Here is a 16,870-nt window from a genome sequence, read left to right as displayed (position 1 = left end):
GGTCCCTCTAATGCAAGGATTAAATTGTTCCGCAAACCTTTTCAATCAATTCCGCAGGGAATTGCATTGACTGCATGATGTGTTCAACCATGCTGCATTTGCGGCCGGTATTCGTGTTGGTGATCACCCAGTACGGTGTGCCAGGCACATGTTTCGGCTTGGTTTGATTACCATTTTTCAGCAGCGTCTGTTCATCCGCTGCAAAATAGACGCGTGTGCGACCGTGTAACGACTCCGTTGCTTCAGCAAACGCGTGCTGATCCAGTGAATAGAGTGTAGACAGCACCAGCATAAAGCGATTCACTGCTTTTTTCTGTTCCGCATATTCATCGGAAAGCAGCAGTTCACGCATGGCGCGCACTTTATCTTTAACGGGGTCGACCGGCTTGGCTTCCACGACAGGTTGCACGGCGCGGACTTCTTTTACCACCGGAGTGGCAGGCTGTGATGCGGCAGAAAACTTCAACATACGCCGTAAAATGTCGGATGCGCTCTCGCCGATATGCTTGGTGTGGCTGGCAATATAGCTATAGAGTTCATCATCAACTTCAATCGTTTTCATCTTAATCCAGTGCGGTGTCTTAGCTGAATACAAGTTGTTGGGATTATTACACCTAGTGTAAAGGCAAATCCCAACAGCGGATAGCGTCAAGCCTGATGGCCAGAAAAACTCGGAGTAACCGTAGTTGTTGCAGCCCTGTGGCAGAATGGTCAACATGATACCCTAACCCGCTAGTGTGAAAAAAAGAACTTTGCCATGAAATTGAATATCCGAGCGCAATCTGCACAAAACCTGCACAATAATTCCCCCATCGTCCTGGTTCACGGTCTGTTTGGCAGCCTGGATAACCTGGGCATACTGGCACGTGACCTGGTAGTCGATCACGACATCATTCAGGTTGATATGCGAAATCACGGGCTCTCCCCTCGTTCGCCAGAGATGAATTACCCGGCCATGGCGCAAGACCTGTTGGATACACTGGACGCCCAACAAATAGAAAAAGCGACTTTTATTGGTCACTCAATGGGGGGCAAAGCGGTGATGGCGTTAACCGCGCTGGCACCTGAACGTATCGATCAACTGGTGGCTATCGATATTGCACCGGTTGACTACCATGTCCGTCGTCACGATGAGATCTTTGCGGCGATTAATGCCGTGACGGATGCACAAGCCGCATCACGCCAGCAGGCGGCAAGCGTGATGCGCCAGTACCTGAAAGAAGAAGGCGTAATCCAGTTTCTGCTGAAATCCTTTGTTGACGGCGAGTGGCGTTTCAATGTCCCCGCATTGTGGGACCAGTATCCTCATATTGTGGGCTGGGAAACCATACCTGCATGGGATCATCCGGCGCTGTTCATCCCTGGTGGAAACTCGCCGTATGTTACCGAAGCGTACCGTGACCAATTACTGGCGCAATTCCCTCAGGCAAGGGCGCATGTTATTGCAGGTGCAGGTCACTGGGTACACGCAGAAAAACCAGATGCGGTCCTACGCGCCATCCGTCGTTATCTGACGGACAAGGCCAACTGATTAAAAACTCAGCGTCCGCGCGCGATTACGTGCGTGGGCGTTGGCGCGCCCCCCCTGCTGATGTATGATGGCGCGCTATCCATCCGGGCAGACGCCTGGCTGATTGTTTCCCCGAAGTCACCAAGATCATGGCCAAAGAACAAACGGACCGTACGACATTAGATCTGTTCGCGCAGGAGCGTCGCCCGGGACGACCCAAAACCAATCCGCTTTCGCGTGATGAACAGTTACGTATTAATAAACGTAATCAGCTTAAACGCGACAAAGTTCGCGGGCTTAAGCGTGTCGAACTGAAACTGAATGCCGACGCCGTTGACGCTCTGAACGAGCTGGCGGACGCACGTAACATGAGTCGCAGTGAACTCATCGAAGAGATGCTGATGAACCAACTCACCACGTTGCGTGGTCAGGCATAGTCTTAATTTCTGCTCTAAATCATAAATCGTGTAGCACAGAGTGCAGTCCCGCGTGTTTGCTGTTTCCGCATGCCTGACTGTTCTGCTATGATTGCCCTTATCCGTGGGCATTGCGCCACCACCATTTCAATAAGTTTCAAGAGGTTATTTTACTCATGGCAATCACTGGCATCTTTTTCGGCAGCGACACCGGTAACACCGAAAACATCGCAAAAATGATTCAAAAACAGCTTGGTAAAGACATTGCCGATGTACATGACATTGCAAAAAGCAGCAAAGAAGACCTGGAAGGGTATGACATTCTTCTGCTCGGTATCCCAACCTGGTATTACGGTGAAGCGCAGTGTGACTGGGACGACTTCTTCCCTACTCTCGAAGACATTGATTTTAACGGTAAACTGGTTGCGCTGTTTGGCTGCGGCGACCAGGAAGACTACGCAGAATATTTCTGTGATGCGTTAGGTACCATCCGCGACATCATCGAACCACGCGGCGCAACCATCGTCGGTCACTGGCCAACGGCGGGTTATCACTTTGAAGCGTCTAAAGGCCTGGCTGATGATGACCACTTTGTCGGTCTGGCTATTGATGAAGATCGCCAGCCTGAGCTGACCGCTGAACGCGTAGAAAAATGGGTTAAACAGATTTCTGAAGAGCTGCATCTCGACGAAATCATTAACGCCTGATTTCATGCGGCGTAGAAACGTATCTACGCCGCATCAATAGATAAAACCAATCAAAATAATTGCTACAAATTTGTAACTTTCTCGCCTGACCCTGTACAATGGCTGGATGCCAATCGGGTATTGCACAGAGTGTTTGTCGGCGATACCACGTTTTGATTAACAATATTTGCCAGAGACTTGCTGTTTTCATTTAGACATGGCAGTTCTATAATGATACGCATTATCTCAAGTGCAATTTCTGTCACTTCTGTTAATGAAGTGAACCGCTTAGCTACAGGACAGATTCCGCATGACTGACAATAATACCGCATTAAAGAAGGCTGGCCTGAAAGTAACGCTTCCTCGTTTAAAAATTCTGGAAGTTCTTCAGGAACCGGATAACCATCACGTCAGTGCGGAAGACTTATACAAACGCCTGATAGACATGGGTGAAGAGATTGGTCTGGCGACCGTGTATCGCGTGCTGAACCAATTTGATGATGCCGGTATCGTAACCCGCCATAATTTTGAAGGTGGCAAATCCGTCTTCGAATTAACCCAACAGCATCATCACGATCACCTGATTTGCCTCGACTGTGGCAAAGTGGTCGAATTTAGCGATGATTCCATCGAAGCGCGTCAGCGTGAGATTGCGGCTAAACATGGTATTCGCTTAACCAACCATAGCCTCTATCTGTACGGTCACTGCGCTGAAGGCGATTGCCGCGAAGATGAGCATGCGCACGACGCCAAATAATATGATGTTTTCTGAAAAGCCAACCCTGCGGTTGGCTTTTTTTATGAGCTAAACCTGGCCGGGGGCCTCTTCCTTTCGAGTCAATGCAGCTTTAATGTAAAATTCACCCTACCTCATCGGAGAGCCGAAATGGAGCTTCGCCAGCTACGCTATTATGTTCGTATTGTAGAAACCGGCAGTATGGGCAGCGCGGCGCTCGATCTCAATATTGGTGTTTCGGCTCTCAGCCAGCAAATGACCCGGCTGGAAAACGAACTCGCTATTCGCCTGCTGCAACGAACCTCTCGTGGCGTGACGCCCACCAGCGCCGGACTGGCTTTTTACTCCCAGGCACAACTGGCATTACGTCACGCAGACGATGCGATCCTCGCGGCTCGAGAGGCCCGGCTTTCCGGTCACGTCAGCGTCGGAATGGCTCCCAGTACCGCATCCGTGCTCGGTGTGCCTTTCATTAATGCAATGCGGGAAAACTATGCAGATGTCCGCCTGCATGTGGTGGAAAGCCTCTCCGGTAACCTGGAGCGGATGATTAATACCCGCCAAATTGATTTAGCAGTGGTGTTTCAAAAGGAAAAAATCCTGCGCTGGAGTGCCAGACCGATTCTCGAAGAACGGCTATTTTTGATTGGCACCCATGCTTTACTGGATGATATTACGGATGACAATATCGCCCCTGCCCAGCTGGTTAATATTCCATTGATAATGCCAAGCCCGGGTCACGGCCTGCGTGGCAGACTGGATGCCATCTGCCAGGAACATGCTCTGAACATTGAGATCACTACAGAAATTGATGGTCTGACGCTGTTGATGAGCGCCGTTCGCAGTGGAATCGGTGCCACACTACAACCCGGCGCGGCGATTTCGCATCTCGATAAAGAGACGCTAAGAGTGATCGGCGTCCATAATCCAATACTTAGCCGCCCTAATTTTCTTGTCAGCCTTTCTGATGATGAACTTACCCCCGCAGGTCTCGCTGCCCGCGTGATACTGACCAAAGTGATGTGTCAACTGGTGGAAGCGGGAAGCTGGCCAGGTGCGATTCTTTACAATAACTAAAGGGCTATTTAGCATCACAGCGTAGCGCCCACACAACTTACACGTATACATTTCAATTACAAATTTAACAATTAGTTAAATGGTAATGGAGTATACGATGGTTGATGTTCTGGTGATTGGCGGCGGCAATGCCGCATTATGTGCCGCCTTAACCGCCCGGGAGCAAGGGGCTTCTGTATTACTGCTCGAAGCAGCCCCCCGAGAATGGCGCGGAGGGAATTCCCAACACACGCGTAATTTACGCTGTATGCATGATGCCCCACAGGATGTCCTGGTGGAGAGCTATCCAGAAGAGGAGTTCTGGCAGGATCTCTGGCGTGTAACTGAAGGAAATACCAACGAAGCACTGGCGCGGTTGGTGATACGTACCTCTTCGCAATGTCGCGACTGGATGCGCCAGCACGGCGTTAATTTTCAACCCCCTCTTTCCGGTGCTTTGCATGTGGCGCGCACTAACGCCTTCTTTATGGGCGGCGGAAAAGCTCTCGTGAATGCCTATTATCGCAGCGCAGAAAAGCTGGGCGTGCAAATTCGCTATAACACACCGGTCCAGGCGCTAGAACTGCATAATGGCGAGTTCGTAGCGGCACTGGCAGGCAAAGAGCGCATTGTGGCTAAGTCCTGCGTGCTTGCCGCCGGGGGGTTTGAATCTAACCGCGAATGGCTGCGGGAGGCGTGGGGCAAGAATGCCCGCGGCGAGTGGCCTGCGGATAACTTTCTTATTCGCGGCACACGCTTTAACCAGGGCGTACTGCTTAAATTTATGATCGATGCCGGGGCGGACATTGTCGGCGATCCCTCCCAGTCACACTGCGTGGCGATTGACGCCAGAGCACCATTATACGATGGCGGAATTTGCACCCGTGTGGACTGTGTCTCGCTGGGCATAGTGGTAAATCGTGATGCTGAACGTTTTTATGATGAAGGCGAAGATTTCTGGCCAAAACGTTACGCTATCTGGGGACGGCTGGTTGCCCATCAGCCCGGACAAATTGGCTACTCCATTATCGACAGTAAAGCGATCGGCCACTTCATGCCTCCGGTCTTTCCTGGCGCACAGGCCAATACGCTGACAGAGCTTGCTCGCCAGTTGGGACTGGATGCCGAACGCTTTACCCACACCATCATGCAGTACAACAGCGCCTGCCTGCCTGGGCAATTCGATCACACCACGCTGGATAACTGCGCAACACAAGGTCTGACACCGGCGAAAACCCACTGGGCACGACCATTAGATACGCCACCTTACTATGGCTATGCCTTACGCCCGGGGATCACCTTCACCTATCTGGGGCTGAAAGTGGACGAACATGCCGCAGTACACTTTGCCGGACAGCCAAGCCGCAACCTGTTCGTTGCCGGAGAGATGATGGCGGGCAACGTGCTGGGTAAAGGCTATACCGCTGGTGTAGGAATGTCTATCGGCACAACTTTTGGCTGTATTGCCGGAAAAGAGGCCGCCCTGGCTGCACAAAAGGAGGCTCATCATGAAGCAGCTTGAGAAATTGATCATTGAAGCGCAAATTCTCACCGAGCCGGAAGCAGAGGTTGAACGTGTGATGCAGGTCTGTAATGCCTGCCGCTATTGCGAAGGTTTTTGCGCAGTTTTTCCGGCGATGACTCAGCGCCTGGAATTTGGTAAAGCGGATATAAACTATCTGGCAAACTTGTGCCATAACTGTGGTGCTTGTCTGCACTCCTGCCAATATGCTCCGCCCCATGAATTTGCTCTCAATGTACCGAAAGCGATGGCGGAAGTACGGCTGGAAACCTATCAGCACTACGCCCAACCCGCGGCCTTTGGCGCGCTTTATCATCGGGCAGGCGTAACCACGACGCTGTCGCTGGTTTTCGGCCTTATCGTGTTTCTGCTCCTCGCCATGGGTTTAAAGGGTTCATTACTCCATCCTCCACTGGCCGGGGATTTCTATCAAATTTTTCCGCATAACCTGCTGGCATGGATGTTTGGCTCTGTTTTTATCCTGGCAATAGGTTTGCTTATGGCAGGCGTGATCCGCTTCTGGCGAGAGATCTCCCCGGGTATGCCGCGTTCCGCGGAAATTGCTGAAGCCTCACACAATGCGCTGACGTTGAAATATCTCGACGGTGGGCACGGCAAAGGTTGTAACGAAGCGGATGATGCCTTCACTCTGATGCGTCGCCGTTTCCATCACTTCACCTTCTACGGTTTTATGCTCTGCTTTGCCGCCACCATCGTAGCGACGGGCTATCACTACTTCGCAGGTATAGAAGCACCCTACCCGTTCTTCAGTCTTCCAGTGATCCTTGGCACCTTGGGCGGTATTGGTTTAGTTGTGGGCCCTGCTGGCTTGTTATGGCTGAATCTTAAGCGCTCACCGCTACATGGTGACGCGCGGCAAAAACCAATGGATCGCGGTTTTATTTTGCTGCTGCTACTGACCAGCCTGACTGGTTTAGCGTTGCTGGCAGGTAGAGACACCTCCTGGATGGCTATTCTGCTGGCCATTCATCTCGGCGTGGTCATGGCACTCTTTCTGACCATTCCTTACGGAAAATTTGCCCACGGATTTTACCGCTGCGCTTCCTTACTCAAGTGGGCAATAGAAAGACGGCGCGGAAAACAGGCGGGAGTCGCAGGCGACTAACCCACACACTCTTACCTCTATAAAAACAAGATAAAGACAATGGAGAGCAAACCCAATGACACAACAACCATCGCGCGCTGGTACTTTCGGCGCAATACTGCGGGTAACCAGCGGTAATTTCCTCGAACAGTTCGACTTTTTTCTGTTCGGTTTTTACGCCACCTATATTGCAAAAACGTTCTTTCCCGCAGAGAGTGAATTTGCTGGCCTGATGCTGACCTTTGCCGTTTTCGGTTCAGGCTTCTTAATGCGACCTGTTGGTGCAATTGTACTGGGAGCTTACATAGACAGAATTGGTCGCCGTAAAGGGCTGATGGTGACGCTCGCGATTATGGGCTGCGGTACCCTGCTGATTGCCCTGGTTCCCGGCTATCAAAGTATCGGTCTGTTGGCCCCTGCGCTGGTATTACTGGGACGATTATTACAGGGATTCTCTGCTGGTGTGGAGTTAGGAGGCGTCTCTGTTTATCTTTCTGAAATTGCCACACCGGGGAATAAAGGCTTCTACACCAGTTGGCAGTCTGCCAGTCAACAGGTTGCCATTGTGGTGGCGGCTCTGATTGGTTACGGTCTGAACGCCACGCTGGCGCACGATGAGATCTCTGAATGGGGATGGCGCATTCCATTTTTTATTGGTTGCATGATTATTCCTTTGATTTTCGTTCTCCGCCGCTCGCTTCAGGAGACTGACGCATTTTTACAACGCACGCACCGTCCCGACACCAGGGAAATTTTCACCACTATCATCAAAAATTGGCGTCTCATCACAGCGGGTACGCTGCTGGTGGCAATGACCACTACCACATTTTACTTTATCACCGTTTATACCCCGACCTACGGCAGAGCCGTGCTACACCTCAGCGCCCGCGACAGCCTTATTGTCACCATGCTGGTCGGTATTTCTAACTTTATCTGGCTGCCAATTGGAGGTGCAATTTCAGACCGAATTGGCCGTCGTCCGGTGCTGATGGGTATTACCGTGCTCGCATTGATCACCACCTGGCCTGTAATGCACTGGCTGACTGCCGCGCCAGATTTCACCCGTATGACGTTGGTACTGCTTTGGTTCTCGTTCTTTTTTGGCATGTACAACGGGGCAATGGTTGCAGCGCTCACTGAGGTGATGCCTGTTTATGTACGTACAGTGGGTTTTTCACTGGCTTTCAGTCTTGCCACTGCTATTTTTGGCGGTCTGACGCCAGTAATATCAACGGCGTTGGTTCAGTTAACAGGAGATAAAAGTTCACCTGGATGGTGGCTGATGTGTGCAGCACTTTGCGGGCTCTCCGCCACGGCAATGCTGTTTGTCCGTTTAAGCCGAAATTATCAACCGGCAGACAATAAACTCTGAAATGCAGACGGGCGGAGAAATATCTCCGCCCGTTTTGTTCGAACCGCGTTTTATTTTGCCGAGTTCTTGCTGCGAATTTCCTGCCAGACCTTGTCACAATCGGCAGAGACAGCCTGATCGTTGCCCGTGCGCGTAGCCTGAATACACTGCTGGTAATCCAGCACGCGAACACTTTCTTCATTGGCAAACTGCTGGTGCTGCTTTTCTTTCTTCAGCACGTTTAACACGCTTTGGCAGGCCTCTATTTTCTCCGGTGAGCCCTGCGCGGTATTAATGCATGCGCTGTAGGCTTCTTTAAGACGGCTATCTTCTTTCGGTGCCGGTGATTGTGCACAGGCCACCAGCCCCGATGCCATAACGGTGATGAGTATCAATTTTTTCATAGCACACTCCTCAACAATGCGGCAGGCACCAGGCCCGCCGCTGTTGGCATTAGAAGATGGTGAACGGAGCAATAACGATGAACTTCACGTCACGCTCATCCTGGAAGATGTTGCCGTAACCACCACCCCAGCTCGGAATGTTTGAATGGTTGTCGTACTCGGTGAAGTGCAGTTTAAACATAGTGCCCTTCGCACGACCGTCCTGCAGGGTGTAGACCGCATCCAGGCTGTAAGATGATTCTTCGATGGTACGATTTTTGTCGTAGTACGCATCCGGGTTGATCTGCCAGGTAGATGGCTTAGCATCCCATGCGTAAACGTATGATGCACCCACAGCCCAGCCAGGCAGGTTCCAGTTCTTCAGGTCGTACATCGCACCGAAGAAGACGGCCTTTTCACCGTTGGCGTTGAAGTCAGAACGGTTATCCCACCAGATATCCAGACGACCGTTTGAAGACGCATACGTCGGGGTCATACGCTGCAGGAAGTAACCTTGCTGCCCGTCTGCTTTAACCCAGGTTCCTTCCAGTCGCAGATCAACCACTTCCGCCACTTTGTAGCCGAAGGTCAGCGCCTGCAGCCAGGCTGTACCGTCATAAATGTTGCTAGCGGTGCGGTCATCAACCTTGTCACGCGCACCATAGAACTGATAGCTGGTAGTAAACGGATTGCCGCCTAAATCAAATTTGTAACTGGCTTTCGCGAAGTATTGATCAACATAGCCTTCGGACTGACCAAATGCCGCTTCAAGCAACAGGTTATTTTTGAAATCATATTTAGCGCCGATGGAATGGAGGTAATCAACTTTAGTCTTTTTATCGGCCTGATAGAATTTATCGACTTCGGTGTGCCACGGAGCCTTATATTCGTTTGCCCACATATAGGAGAAGCTCAACGCGCCAGCATCGCCGTAGTCAAAGTTGGCACCAGCTTCAGCACCCTGATAGGTCCCTGGCATAAAGCTCCAGTGCGGAGCCAGCAGAGTCTGCCCGGTAGGTTGAATATAACCGGCGCGCGCCCAGGTCGGGCCAAACTTAAATTTCGCCGCCGCTTTATACAGACTTATTCCGCTCTTATCGCCGGAATAATCTTCGTCATAGCCTTTATTTTTTTTCGAGAATGCAATTTCGTTTGGATGCCCGCTGTCGCCATTTTCCGCCATTTCAATTGCGGTAAAAGCAGCCACATCAAGGCCGAACATATCGGCCACATAACCGGACTGGAAATCGAGGTTAGCGTTCCAGGTGGCGTGAGAAAGGTTGGTTTTGTATTTGTCGTCATCGGTAACATCTTTACGGTCACGCTCACGCTGCCAGTAATAGATGCCGCCAGTCAGTGTTGAATCATCAAAAAAACCTTCGGCTTGCGCCTGGGGAACGACAACCAAACCCGACATTGCTGTAATACCGGCGATAGCCAGCGCCAGCGTACTACGTTTGCCACTAAACGTACGCATATGTTAATCCTCTTTGACGTATAAAATGCTGCCGACTAAAAGCGAACAGCGAAAAAACAAAAATTAAAAAAGTAGCGCTGAGAAAACCTCATTGACTACAATGGATAGACTATTTTTCGCGACGCGAATTATCAATCTCTTTTTGTAACCATTATGTAAGAACATGAGCAACCGCACATATTTCATTGCTTTCTGTTACATTTTCATCGAGAAATAAAAAAGCGTTGAAAAAATGAAAAAATGCTTGTTTTCCATGAAGATGAAATCGGTTTCAGCCCAGAGAAGCTCTTCACTCAAGGTTTTGATTCAAAAATAAGAAATGGAAAAATTCATTCCTGAATAATAATTATTTTGCTCCGCAAACAGAGTTGTTACGTGTTTTCTGGCAAAAAAAACGCCGCAGAATGCGGCGTTTGAAAGGATGTATTGCTGCGGTTTATTCGCCCGCTTTCGCCCACGTATCACGCAGACCAACGGTACGGTTAAATACCAGCTTGTCCGCTGTTGCGTAGCGGCTGTCGAGGCAGAAGTAACCTTCACGTTCAAACTGGAACGCTTTGCTTGCAACTGCAGACTTCAGCGACGGCTCGCCGTAACCCTGTTTGATAACCAGTGACTCAGGATTAATGACGGACAGGAAGTCGTCCGCGGCGCCTGGGTTTGGTACGCTAAACAAACGGTCATACAGGCGGATTTCAATCGGCAGCGCATGTGCAGCGCTAACCCAATGAATAACGCCTTTTACTTTACGCCCATCAGCCGGATCTTTGCTCAGCGTATCAGCATCATAGGTGCAGAAAATAGTGGTGATATTACCTTCTGCATCTTTCTCTACACGCTCGGCTTTAACAACATAAGCATTACGCAGACGGACTTCTTTGCCCATTACCAGACGCTTGTACTGCTTGTTAGCTTCTTCGCGGAAGTCAGCACGATCGATCCAGATTTCACCGCTGAACGGCACTTCACGGCTGCCCATTTCCGGTTTATTCGGATGGTTCGGCATGGTAACCAGTTCGCTTTCACCCTGCGGATAGTTTTCGATAACCAGTTTCACTGGATCAATAACTGCCATCGCGCGCGGAGCGTTTTCGTTCAGATCTTCGCGAATACAAGATTCCAGAGAGGCTATCTCAATGGTGTTGTCCTGCTTGGTCACGCCGATGCGTTTGCAGAACTCACGAATAGCAGCGGCCGTGTAACCACGACGACGCAAACCAGAGATAGTCGGCATACGCGGATCGTCCCAGCCTTCAACATGCTTGTCGGTAACCAGCAGGTTCAGCTTACGCTTGGACATCACGGTGTATTCCAGATTCAGGCGCGAGAATTCGTACTGGCGCGGATGAACCGGAATAGTGATGTTATCCAGCACCCAGTCATACAGACGACGGTTGTCCTGGAATTCCAGCGTACACAGTGAATGCGTGATACCTTCCAGCGCATCGCTGATGCAGTGGGTAAAGTCGTACATCGGATAGATGCACCACTTGTTACCGGTCTGATGATGCTCGGCAAACTTAATGCGGTACAGCACCGGATCGCGCATAACGATAAACGGTGAGGCCATGTCGATTTTCGCACGCAGGCAGGCTTTACCTTCTTCAAAGCCACCGGTACGCATTTTTTCGAACAGTTCAAGGTTCTCTTCGACGCTACGATCGCGGAACGGACTGTTTTTGCCCGGCTGGGTCAGCGTACCGCGGTATTCACGGATTTCGTCAGCAGACAGTTCGTCGACGTACGCCAAACCTTTGTTGATAAGCTCTACCGCATAAGCGTGCAGTTGATCGAAGTAATCCGAAGAGTAGCGAATATCGCCAGTCCAGTGAAAACCTAACCATTCAACGTCATTTTTAATCGATTCAACGTACTCGATGTCTTCTTTAACCGGGTTCGTATCATCAAAACGCAGGTTGCACTGGCCCTGGTAGTCTTGCGCAATACCAAAGTTCAGACAGATGGATTTCGCGTGGCCAATGTGCAGATAGCCATTTGGCTCCGGCGGAAAACGGGTATGGATAGTGGTGTGCTTACCACTGGCCAGATCTTCATCGATGATCTGACGAATAAAGTTACTCGGGCGGGCTTCAGCCTCACTCATCGTGGATTCCTCAAAGCGTAAACAACGTATAACGGCGTATGATCTTATAACCCGGACAGACTGACAACCCTTAGTTACGCAAAATACGTATCAGACAGGCATTATGGGGGCAATTGCTGCAAAAAAAAGCGGCGGAGGATAATCCCCCGCCGCTTAAATATCGCGTGTTAGTTGTCGGATCGCGGCGCTTTGCGCCTTATCCGGCTACAGCGATTATTTACTTTTAATTTCGTACAGTGGCGTTTGACCTGCAACCACATGACCTTCGGCTTTGATCACCAGACCACCGAAATCATCGCTGTTGCTGCAAACAACCGGGCTAATCATTGAACGTGCATTGGCGTTCAGATACTCCAGATCCATTTCCAGAATAGGTTGACCTGCAGTAACTTCCGCACCTTCTTCAACCAGACGTTTAAAGCCCTTGCCTTCCAGCGCGACGGTATCGATACCCATATGGACAACGATTTCCGCGCCTTTTTCTGTTTCCAAACAGAACGCATGGTTGGTGTTAAAGATCTTCACGATGGTGCCTGCTGCCGGGGATACAACGATTTTATCCGTCGGTTTCACTGCCACACCGTCACCAACCGCTTTGCTGGCGAAAGCTTCATCAGGAACTTGCTCCAAGGCAACCACATCACCGGTAATCGGAGAAACCAGTGCTTCGACAGTTACCGCATTCGCGACCGCCTGCGGTTTGACAACCGGAGCCGCTGCTGCTGGTGCACTTTCACCAGACGCTGCTGCAACCGGACCACGGGCCACAACTTTCTTCATCTCGTCGCCGATGGATTCTGCTTTCGCACCCACGATGACCTGGATAGTTTGCTTGTTCAGTTTCACCACACCGGATGCGCCTAAACGTTTACACATCGCATCGTTGACGCGACCAGAGTCGACAACGGTCAGACGCAGACGAGTGATACAGGCGTCAATCGCTTTCAGGTTATCCGTACCGCCAACCGCAGCAATGTAGTTGGTGGCCAGTTGCGCTAAACCTTCTTCGGTATTGCTGTTTGCTTCGTCAGTAACAATTTCGTCTTCTTTATCTTCGCGGCCCGGCGTTTTCAGGTTAAACATGCGAATAACCGCGCTGAACAACACAAAGTAGATGACGAAGAACACCAGCCCCATCGCTACCAGCATCCAGACGTTCTGGCTTGCTGCCGGCAAGTTGTACATCAACACGTAGTCGATAGCACCTGCGGAGAAGGAGAAGCCCGCGTGGATCCCCAGCAGCGTTGCGACGAACAGGCTGATACCCGTTAACAGTGCGTGCAGGAGGTACAGCAATGGTGCCAGGAACATGAACAGGAATTCCAGCGGCTCGGTAACACCGGTCAGGAACGCAGTGATCGCCACAGACAGCAGCATACCGCCAACCATCGGACGACGTGCTTTCGGTGCTGCAAAGTACATCGCCAGCGCCGCACCCGGCAGACCAAACATCATGATCGGGAAGAAGCCTGACATGAACATACCCGCAGTGCCGTCGCCCGCATAGAAGCGGTTGATGTCACCGTGGAATACTGCGCCTGCCGCATTGGTGAATTCACCAATCTGGAACCAGGCAATGGTGTTCAGAACCTGATGCAGACCGGTTGGGATCAGCAGACGGTTGATGAAACCAAAGATACCGGAACCCAGCGCGCCAGCGCCCACGATCCACTCACCACCTGCATGGATAGCGTTCTGCACCGGCGGCCACACGTAGCCGAAGATAGCAGCCAGCACCAGGCAAAAGAAACCGGTGGCGATTGGCACAAAGCGTTTACCGCCGAAGAAGCTCAGGAAGTCAGGCAGTTTGATACCAGACCAGCGGTTATACACCGCACCACCGACCAGACCGGTAATAATACCTGCCAGCACGCCCATGTTGATCGCCGGGTTGATGGTAACCATTGCTTTGGTCAATATGAAATAACCGACCGCACCTGCCAACGCTGCAGCACCTGCGCTGTCTTTAGACCAGCTGGATGCCACACCGATGGCAAATATTAACGCGAGGTTATCAAAGATGGCCCCACCCGCTTGCGCGATGAAGGGTACGTTAAGCAAATCTGGTTGGCCAAATCGCAGCAACAGTGCCGCGACAGGCAGCACAGCGATGGGGAGCTGTAACGCCCTACCCAGCCGCTGGAAAAAACCTAAAATATTCATTTTATTCCCCCTACGAGACCCCGATTAGGCTCCTTTGAAGCCATATTTTTATTGTGCGACCATTACCAACAACAAGATTTTCTGGAACAACGATATTAACCATTCATCTACATTCAGAGTGTGTGAAAAATTAATTCGTATCGCAAATTAAAAGCATGTTTTTTGTGATTCCAGTCACCAAATATCGTTATAAACCCTCCCTTTCACTGGCTAACTACGAAAACTTATTTTATCATTCAAAAAATCGAAACGGATTGATCCTTACCGATGCAAAACCAGGTTACGCTTAATACAGCACAGCGACTCAATCCGCCAATTGCTTACATTTACTTTTGAGGTGAAGAATGAGACTGATCCCCCTGAATACCGCTGAACAAGTCGGCAAATGGGCTGCTCGCCATATCGTTAACCGTATTAACGCGTTTAAACCAACGGCAGATCGTCCGTTTGTTCTGGGCCTGCCAACTGGTGGTACACCGCTGACAGCCTATAAAGCATTAGTCGAAATGCACAAAGCGGGCCAGGTGAGCTTCAAACATGTTGTCACTTTCAACATGGACGAATATGTAGGTTTGCCGAAAGAGCATCCGGAAAGCTACCACAGCTTCATGCACCGTAACTTCTTTGATCATGTTGATATTCCAGCAGAAAATATTAACCTCCTCAATGGTAACGCGCCGGATATTGATGCAGAATGCCGTCAGTATGAAGAAAAAATCCGTTCTTACGGTAAAATCCATCTGTTTATGGGTGGTGTAGGCAACGACGGACATATCGCGTTCAACGAACCTGCCTCTTCTTTGGCTTCCCGCACACGTATCAAAACGCTGACTCATGACACTCGCGTAGCTAACTCACGCTTCTTTGATGGCGACGTAAGCCAGGTGCCTAAATATGCGCTGACCGTAGGTGTTGGCACCCTGTTGGATGCTGAAGAAGTGATGATCCTGGTGCTGGGCCATCAAAAAGCACAGGCGCTGCAAGCAGCCGTTGAAGGTAACGTCAACCATATGTGGACCATCAGTTGCCTGCAGTTGCATCCGAAAGCCGTCGTTGTCTGCGATGAGCCTTCAACAATGGAACTGAAAGTGAAAACGCTGAAATACTTCAACGAGTTAGAAGCGGAAAATATTAAAGGTCTGTAATGGTATCTCCGCCCTGCCGAAAAAGTTGCAGGGCGGCATTTTTTGAAATCGGGGGTCGGAATGTATGCTTTAACCCAGGGCCGGATTTTTACCGGTCACGAAATTCTTGATGACCATGCGATTGTTGTCGCTGATGGCCTGATAGCCAGCGTCTGCCCACTGGCGGAATTACCGTCCGGGATTGAACAACGCTCACTGAATGGGGCCATTATTTCCCCCGGTTTTATTGATGCGCAGTTAAACGGCTGCGGCGGCGTACAGTTTAACGATACGGCAGAAGCCGTCACCGTTGAGACGCTGGAAATCATGCAGAAAGCCAATGAAAAATCAGGCTGCACTAACTACCTGCCCACGCTTATTACCACCAGCGATGACCTGATGAAACAAGGCGTTCGCGTAATGCGCGAATACCTGGCGAAACACCCCAACCAGGCATTAGGACTTCACCTTGAAGGTCCGTGGCTGAACCTGGTGAAAAAAGGTACCCATAATCCGGGTTTTGTCCGTCAGCCTGACGCTGCGCTGGTCGATTTCCTGTGCGATAATGCGGACGTCATCACCAAAGTGACGCTGGCACCAGAAATGGTCCCAACCGAAGTGATAACAAAGCTGGTAAATGCAGGTATTGTCGTTTCAGCAGGCCACTCTAACGCAACGGTAAAAGAAGCCAAAATTGGATTCCGTGCGGGTATCACCTTTGCAACGCACCTGTTCAACGCGATGCCTTATATTACTGGCCGCGAACCAGGTCTGGCAGGCGCAATACTTGATGAGGCCGATATTTATTGCGGTATCATCGCCGACGGTCTGCATGTTGACTACGTTAATATTCGTAACGCCAAGCGCCTGAAAGGTGACAAACTGTGCCTGGTGACCGACGCAACCGCCCCGGCAGGTGCAAATATTGAACAGTTCATTTTCGCTGGTAAAACAATATACTACCGCAATGGACTGTGTGTGGATGAGAACGGCACGCTGAGCGGCTCTTCGTTAACCATGATCGAAGGCGTACGTAATCTGGTTGAACATTGCGGTATTGCACTGGATGAAGTCCTGCGCATGGCGACTCTCTACCCTGCTCGCGCAATCGGCGTCGACAAACAACTCGGCAGCATCGCGCCAGGCAAAGTAGCCAACCTGACCGCGTTCACGCACGACTTTAAAATTATCAAGACCATCGTTAATGGCAACGAGGTCGTTACTGAGTAAGAGAAAG

At 50.6% G+C, this 16,870-nt stretch carries 16 protein-coding genes; 11 read left to right on the top strand and 5 right to left on the bottom strand.

Going from position 1 to position 16,870, the window contains the following annotated elements:
• Positions 1 to 19: 19 nt before the first annotated feature.
• Complete coding sequence (gene seqA / locus LG384_RS06720) at positions 20 to 562, bottom strand: replication initiation negative regulator SeqA (RefSeq protein WP_045441072.1); 543 nt, start codon at positions 560 to 562, stop codon at positions 20 to 22.
• Positions 563 to 757: 195 nt separating this feature from the next.
• Between seqA and ybfF the strand changes: the two genes are divergently transcribed.
• The 9 genes from ybfF to LG384_RS06675 all read left to right on the top strand — a co-directional run bounded on the left by ybfF (position 758) and on the right by LG384_RS06675 (position 8,403).
• Complete coding sequence (gene ybfF, locus LG384_RS06715) at positions 758 to 1,531, top strand: esterase (protein WP_045441071.1); 774 nt, start codon at positions 758 to 760, stop codon at positions 1,529 to 1,531.
• Between the two features lie 128 nt (positions 1,532 to 1,659).
• A complete protein-coding gene (ybfE, locus tag LG384_RS06710) occupies positions 1,660 to 1,947 on the top strand; it encodes a LexA regulated protein (RefSeq protein ID WP_045441070.1) in 288 nt (95 codons plus the stop codon).
• Between the two features lie 155 nt (positions 1,948 to 2,102).
• Positions 2,103 to 2,633 (top strand): flavodoxin FldA, encoded by a 531-nt coding sequence (gene fldA / locus LG384_RS06705; RefSeq protein WP_045441069.1) that lies wholly within the window; start codon positions 2,103 to 2,105, stop codon positions 2,631 to 2,633.
• A gap of 210 nt (positions 2,634 to 2,843) precedes the next feature.
• Positions 2,844 to 2,930, top strand: a complete 87-nt coding sequence (locus tag LG384_RS06700) for a ryhB-regulated fur leader peptide (protein ID WP_100247215.1) — start codon at positions 2,844 to 2,846, stop codon at positions 2,928 to 2,930.
• Positions 2,923 to 3,369 carry a ferric iron uptake transcriptional regulator gene (gene fur, locus LG384_RS06695; protein ID WP_045441068.1) on the top strand — a complete coding sequence of 149 codons (447 nt, stop codon included), beginning with the start codon at positions 2,923 to 2,925 and terminating at the stop codon, positions 3,367 to 3,369. The genes LG384_RS06700 and fur overlap by 8 nt, the downstream gene beginning before the upstream one ends.
• A 129-nt stretch (positions 3,370 to 3,498) precedes the next feature.
• On the top strand, positions 3,499 to 4,425 hold the full coding sequence (gene tcuR, locus LG384_RS06690; protein WP_048221850.1) for a tricarballylate utilization LysR family transcriptional regulator TcuR: 927 nt from the start codon (positions 3,499 to 3,501) through the stop codon (positions 4,423 to 4,425).
• Positions 4,426 to 4,522: 97 nt separating this feature from the next.
• A complete protein-coding gene (tcuA, locus tag LG384_RS06685; protein WP_045441066.1) occupies positions 4,523 to 5,926 on the top strand; it encodes an FAD-dependent tricarballylate dehydrogenase TcuA in 1,404 nt (467 codons plus the stop codon).
• Positions 5,913 to 7,052, top strand: coding sequence for a tricarballylate utilization 4Fe-4S protein TcuB (gene tcuB / locus LG384_RS06680; protein ID WP_225760653.1), 1,140 nt, complete (start codon positions 5,913 to 5,915; stop codon positions 7,050 to 7,052). Before tcuA ends, tcuB begins: the two co-directional genes overlap by 14 nt.
• A 55-nt stretch (positions 7,053 to 7,107) precedes the next feature.
• Complete coding sequence (locus LG384_RS06675; protein ID WP_045441064.1) at positions 7,108 to 8,403, top strand: MFS transporter; 1,296 nt, start codon at positions 7,108 to 7,110, stop codon at positions 8,401 to 8,403.
• 50 nt (positions 8,404 to 8,453) lie between these two features.
• Here the strand turns inward: LG384_RS06675 and chiQ are convergent, their stop codons facing one another.
• The 4 genes from chiQ to nagE form a co-directional block, all read right to left on the bottom strand.
• Entirely contained in the window at positions 8,454 to 8,786 is a 333-nt protein-coding gene (gene chiQ, locus LG384_RS06670; RefSeq protein WP_045441063.1) for a ChiQ/YbfN family lipoprotein, read from the bottom strand.
• A gap of 49 nt (positions 8,787 to 8,835) precedes the next feature.
• Entirely contained in the window at positions 8,836 to 10,242 is a 1,407-nt protein-coding gene (gene chiP / locus LG384_RS06665; RefSeq protein ID WP_045441062.1) for a chitoporin, read from the bottom strand.
• A gap of 436 nt (positions 10,243 to 10,678) precedes the next feature.
• A complete protein-coding gene (glnS, locus tag LG384_RS06660; protein WP_045441061.1) occupies positions 10,679 to 12,346 on the bottom strand; it encodes a glutamine--tRNA ligase in 1,668 nt (555 codons plus the stop codon).
• Between the two features lie 213 nt (positions 12,347 to 12,559).
• Positions 12,560 to 14,509: a PTS N-acetyl glucosamine transporter subunit IIABC gene (gene nagE, locus LG384_RS06655; protein ID WP_045441060.1), complete on the bottom strand. Its 1,950-nt coding sequence runs from the start codon at positions 14,507 to 14,509 to the stop codon at positions 12,560 to 12,562.
• A gap of 344 nt (positions 14,510 to 14,853) precedes the next feature.
• Between nagE and nagB the strand changes: the two genes are divergently transcribed.
• Both nagB and nagA read left to right on the top strand, forming a co-directional pair.
• Positions 14,854 to 15,654, top strand: a complete 801-nt coding sequence (gene nagB / locus LG384_RS06650; RefSeq protein ID WP_003022803.1) for a glucosamine-6-phosphate deaminase — start codon at positions 14,854 to 14,856, stop codon at positions 15,652 to 15,654.
• A 60-nt stretch (positions 15,655 to 15,714) separates the two neighbouring features.
• Positions 15,715 to 16,863: an N-acetylglucosamine-6-phosphate deacetylase gene (gene nagA / locus LG384_RS06645; protein WP_225760652.1), complete on the top strand. Its 1,149-nt coding sequence runs from the start codon at positions 15,715 to 15,717 to the stop codon at positions 16,861 to 16,863.
• Positions 16,864 to 16,870: the final 7 nt, after the last annotated feature.

It is taken from the genome of Citrobacter sp. Marseille-Q3906 (assembly GCF_916618775.1).
In the GTDB taxonomy this organism is placed as follows: Bacteria; Pseudomonadota; Gammaproteobacteria; order Enterobacterales; family Enterobacteriaceae; genus Citrobacter; species Citrobacter murliniae.
The sequence above is the reverse complement of the archived record's forward strand: the minus strand, read 5'-3'. Positions and strand labels throughout refer to the sequence as shown.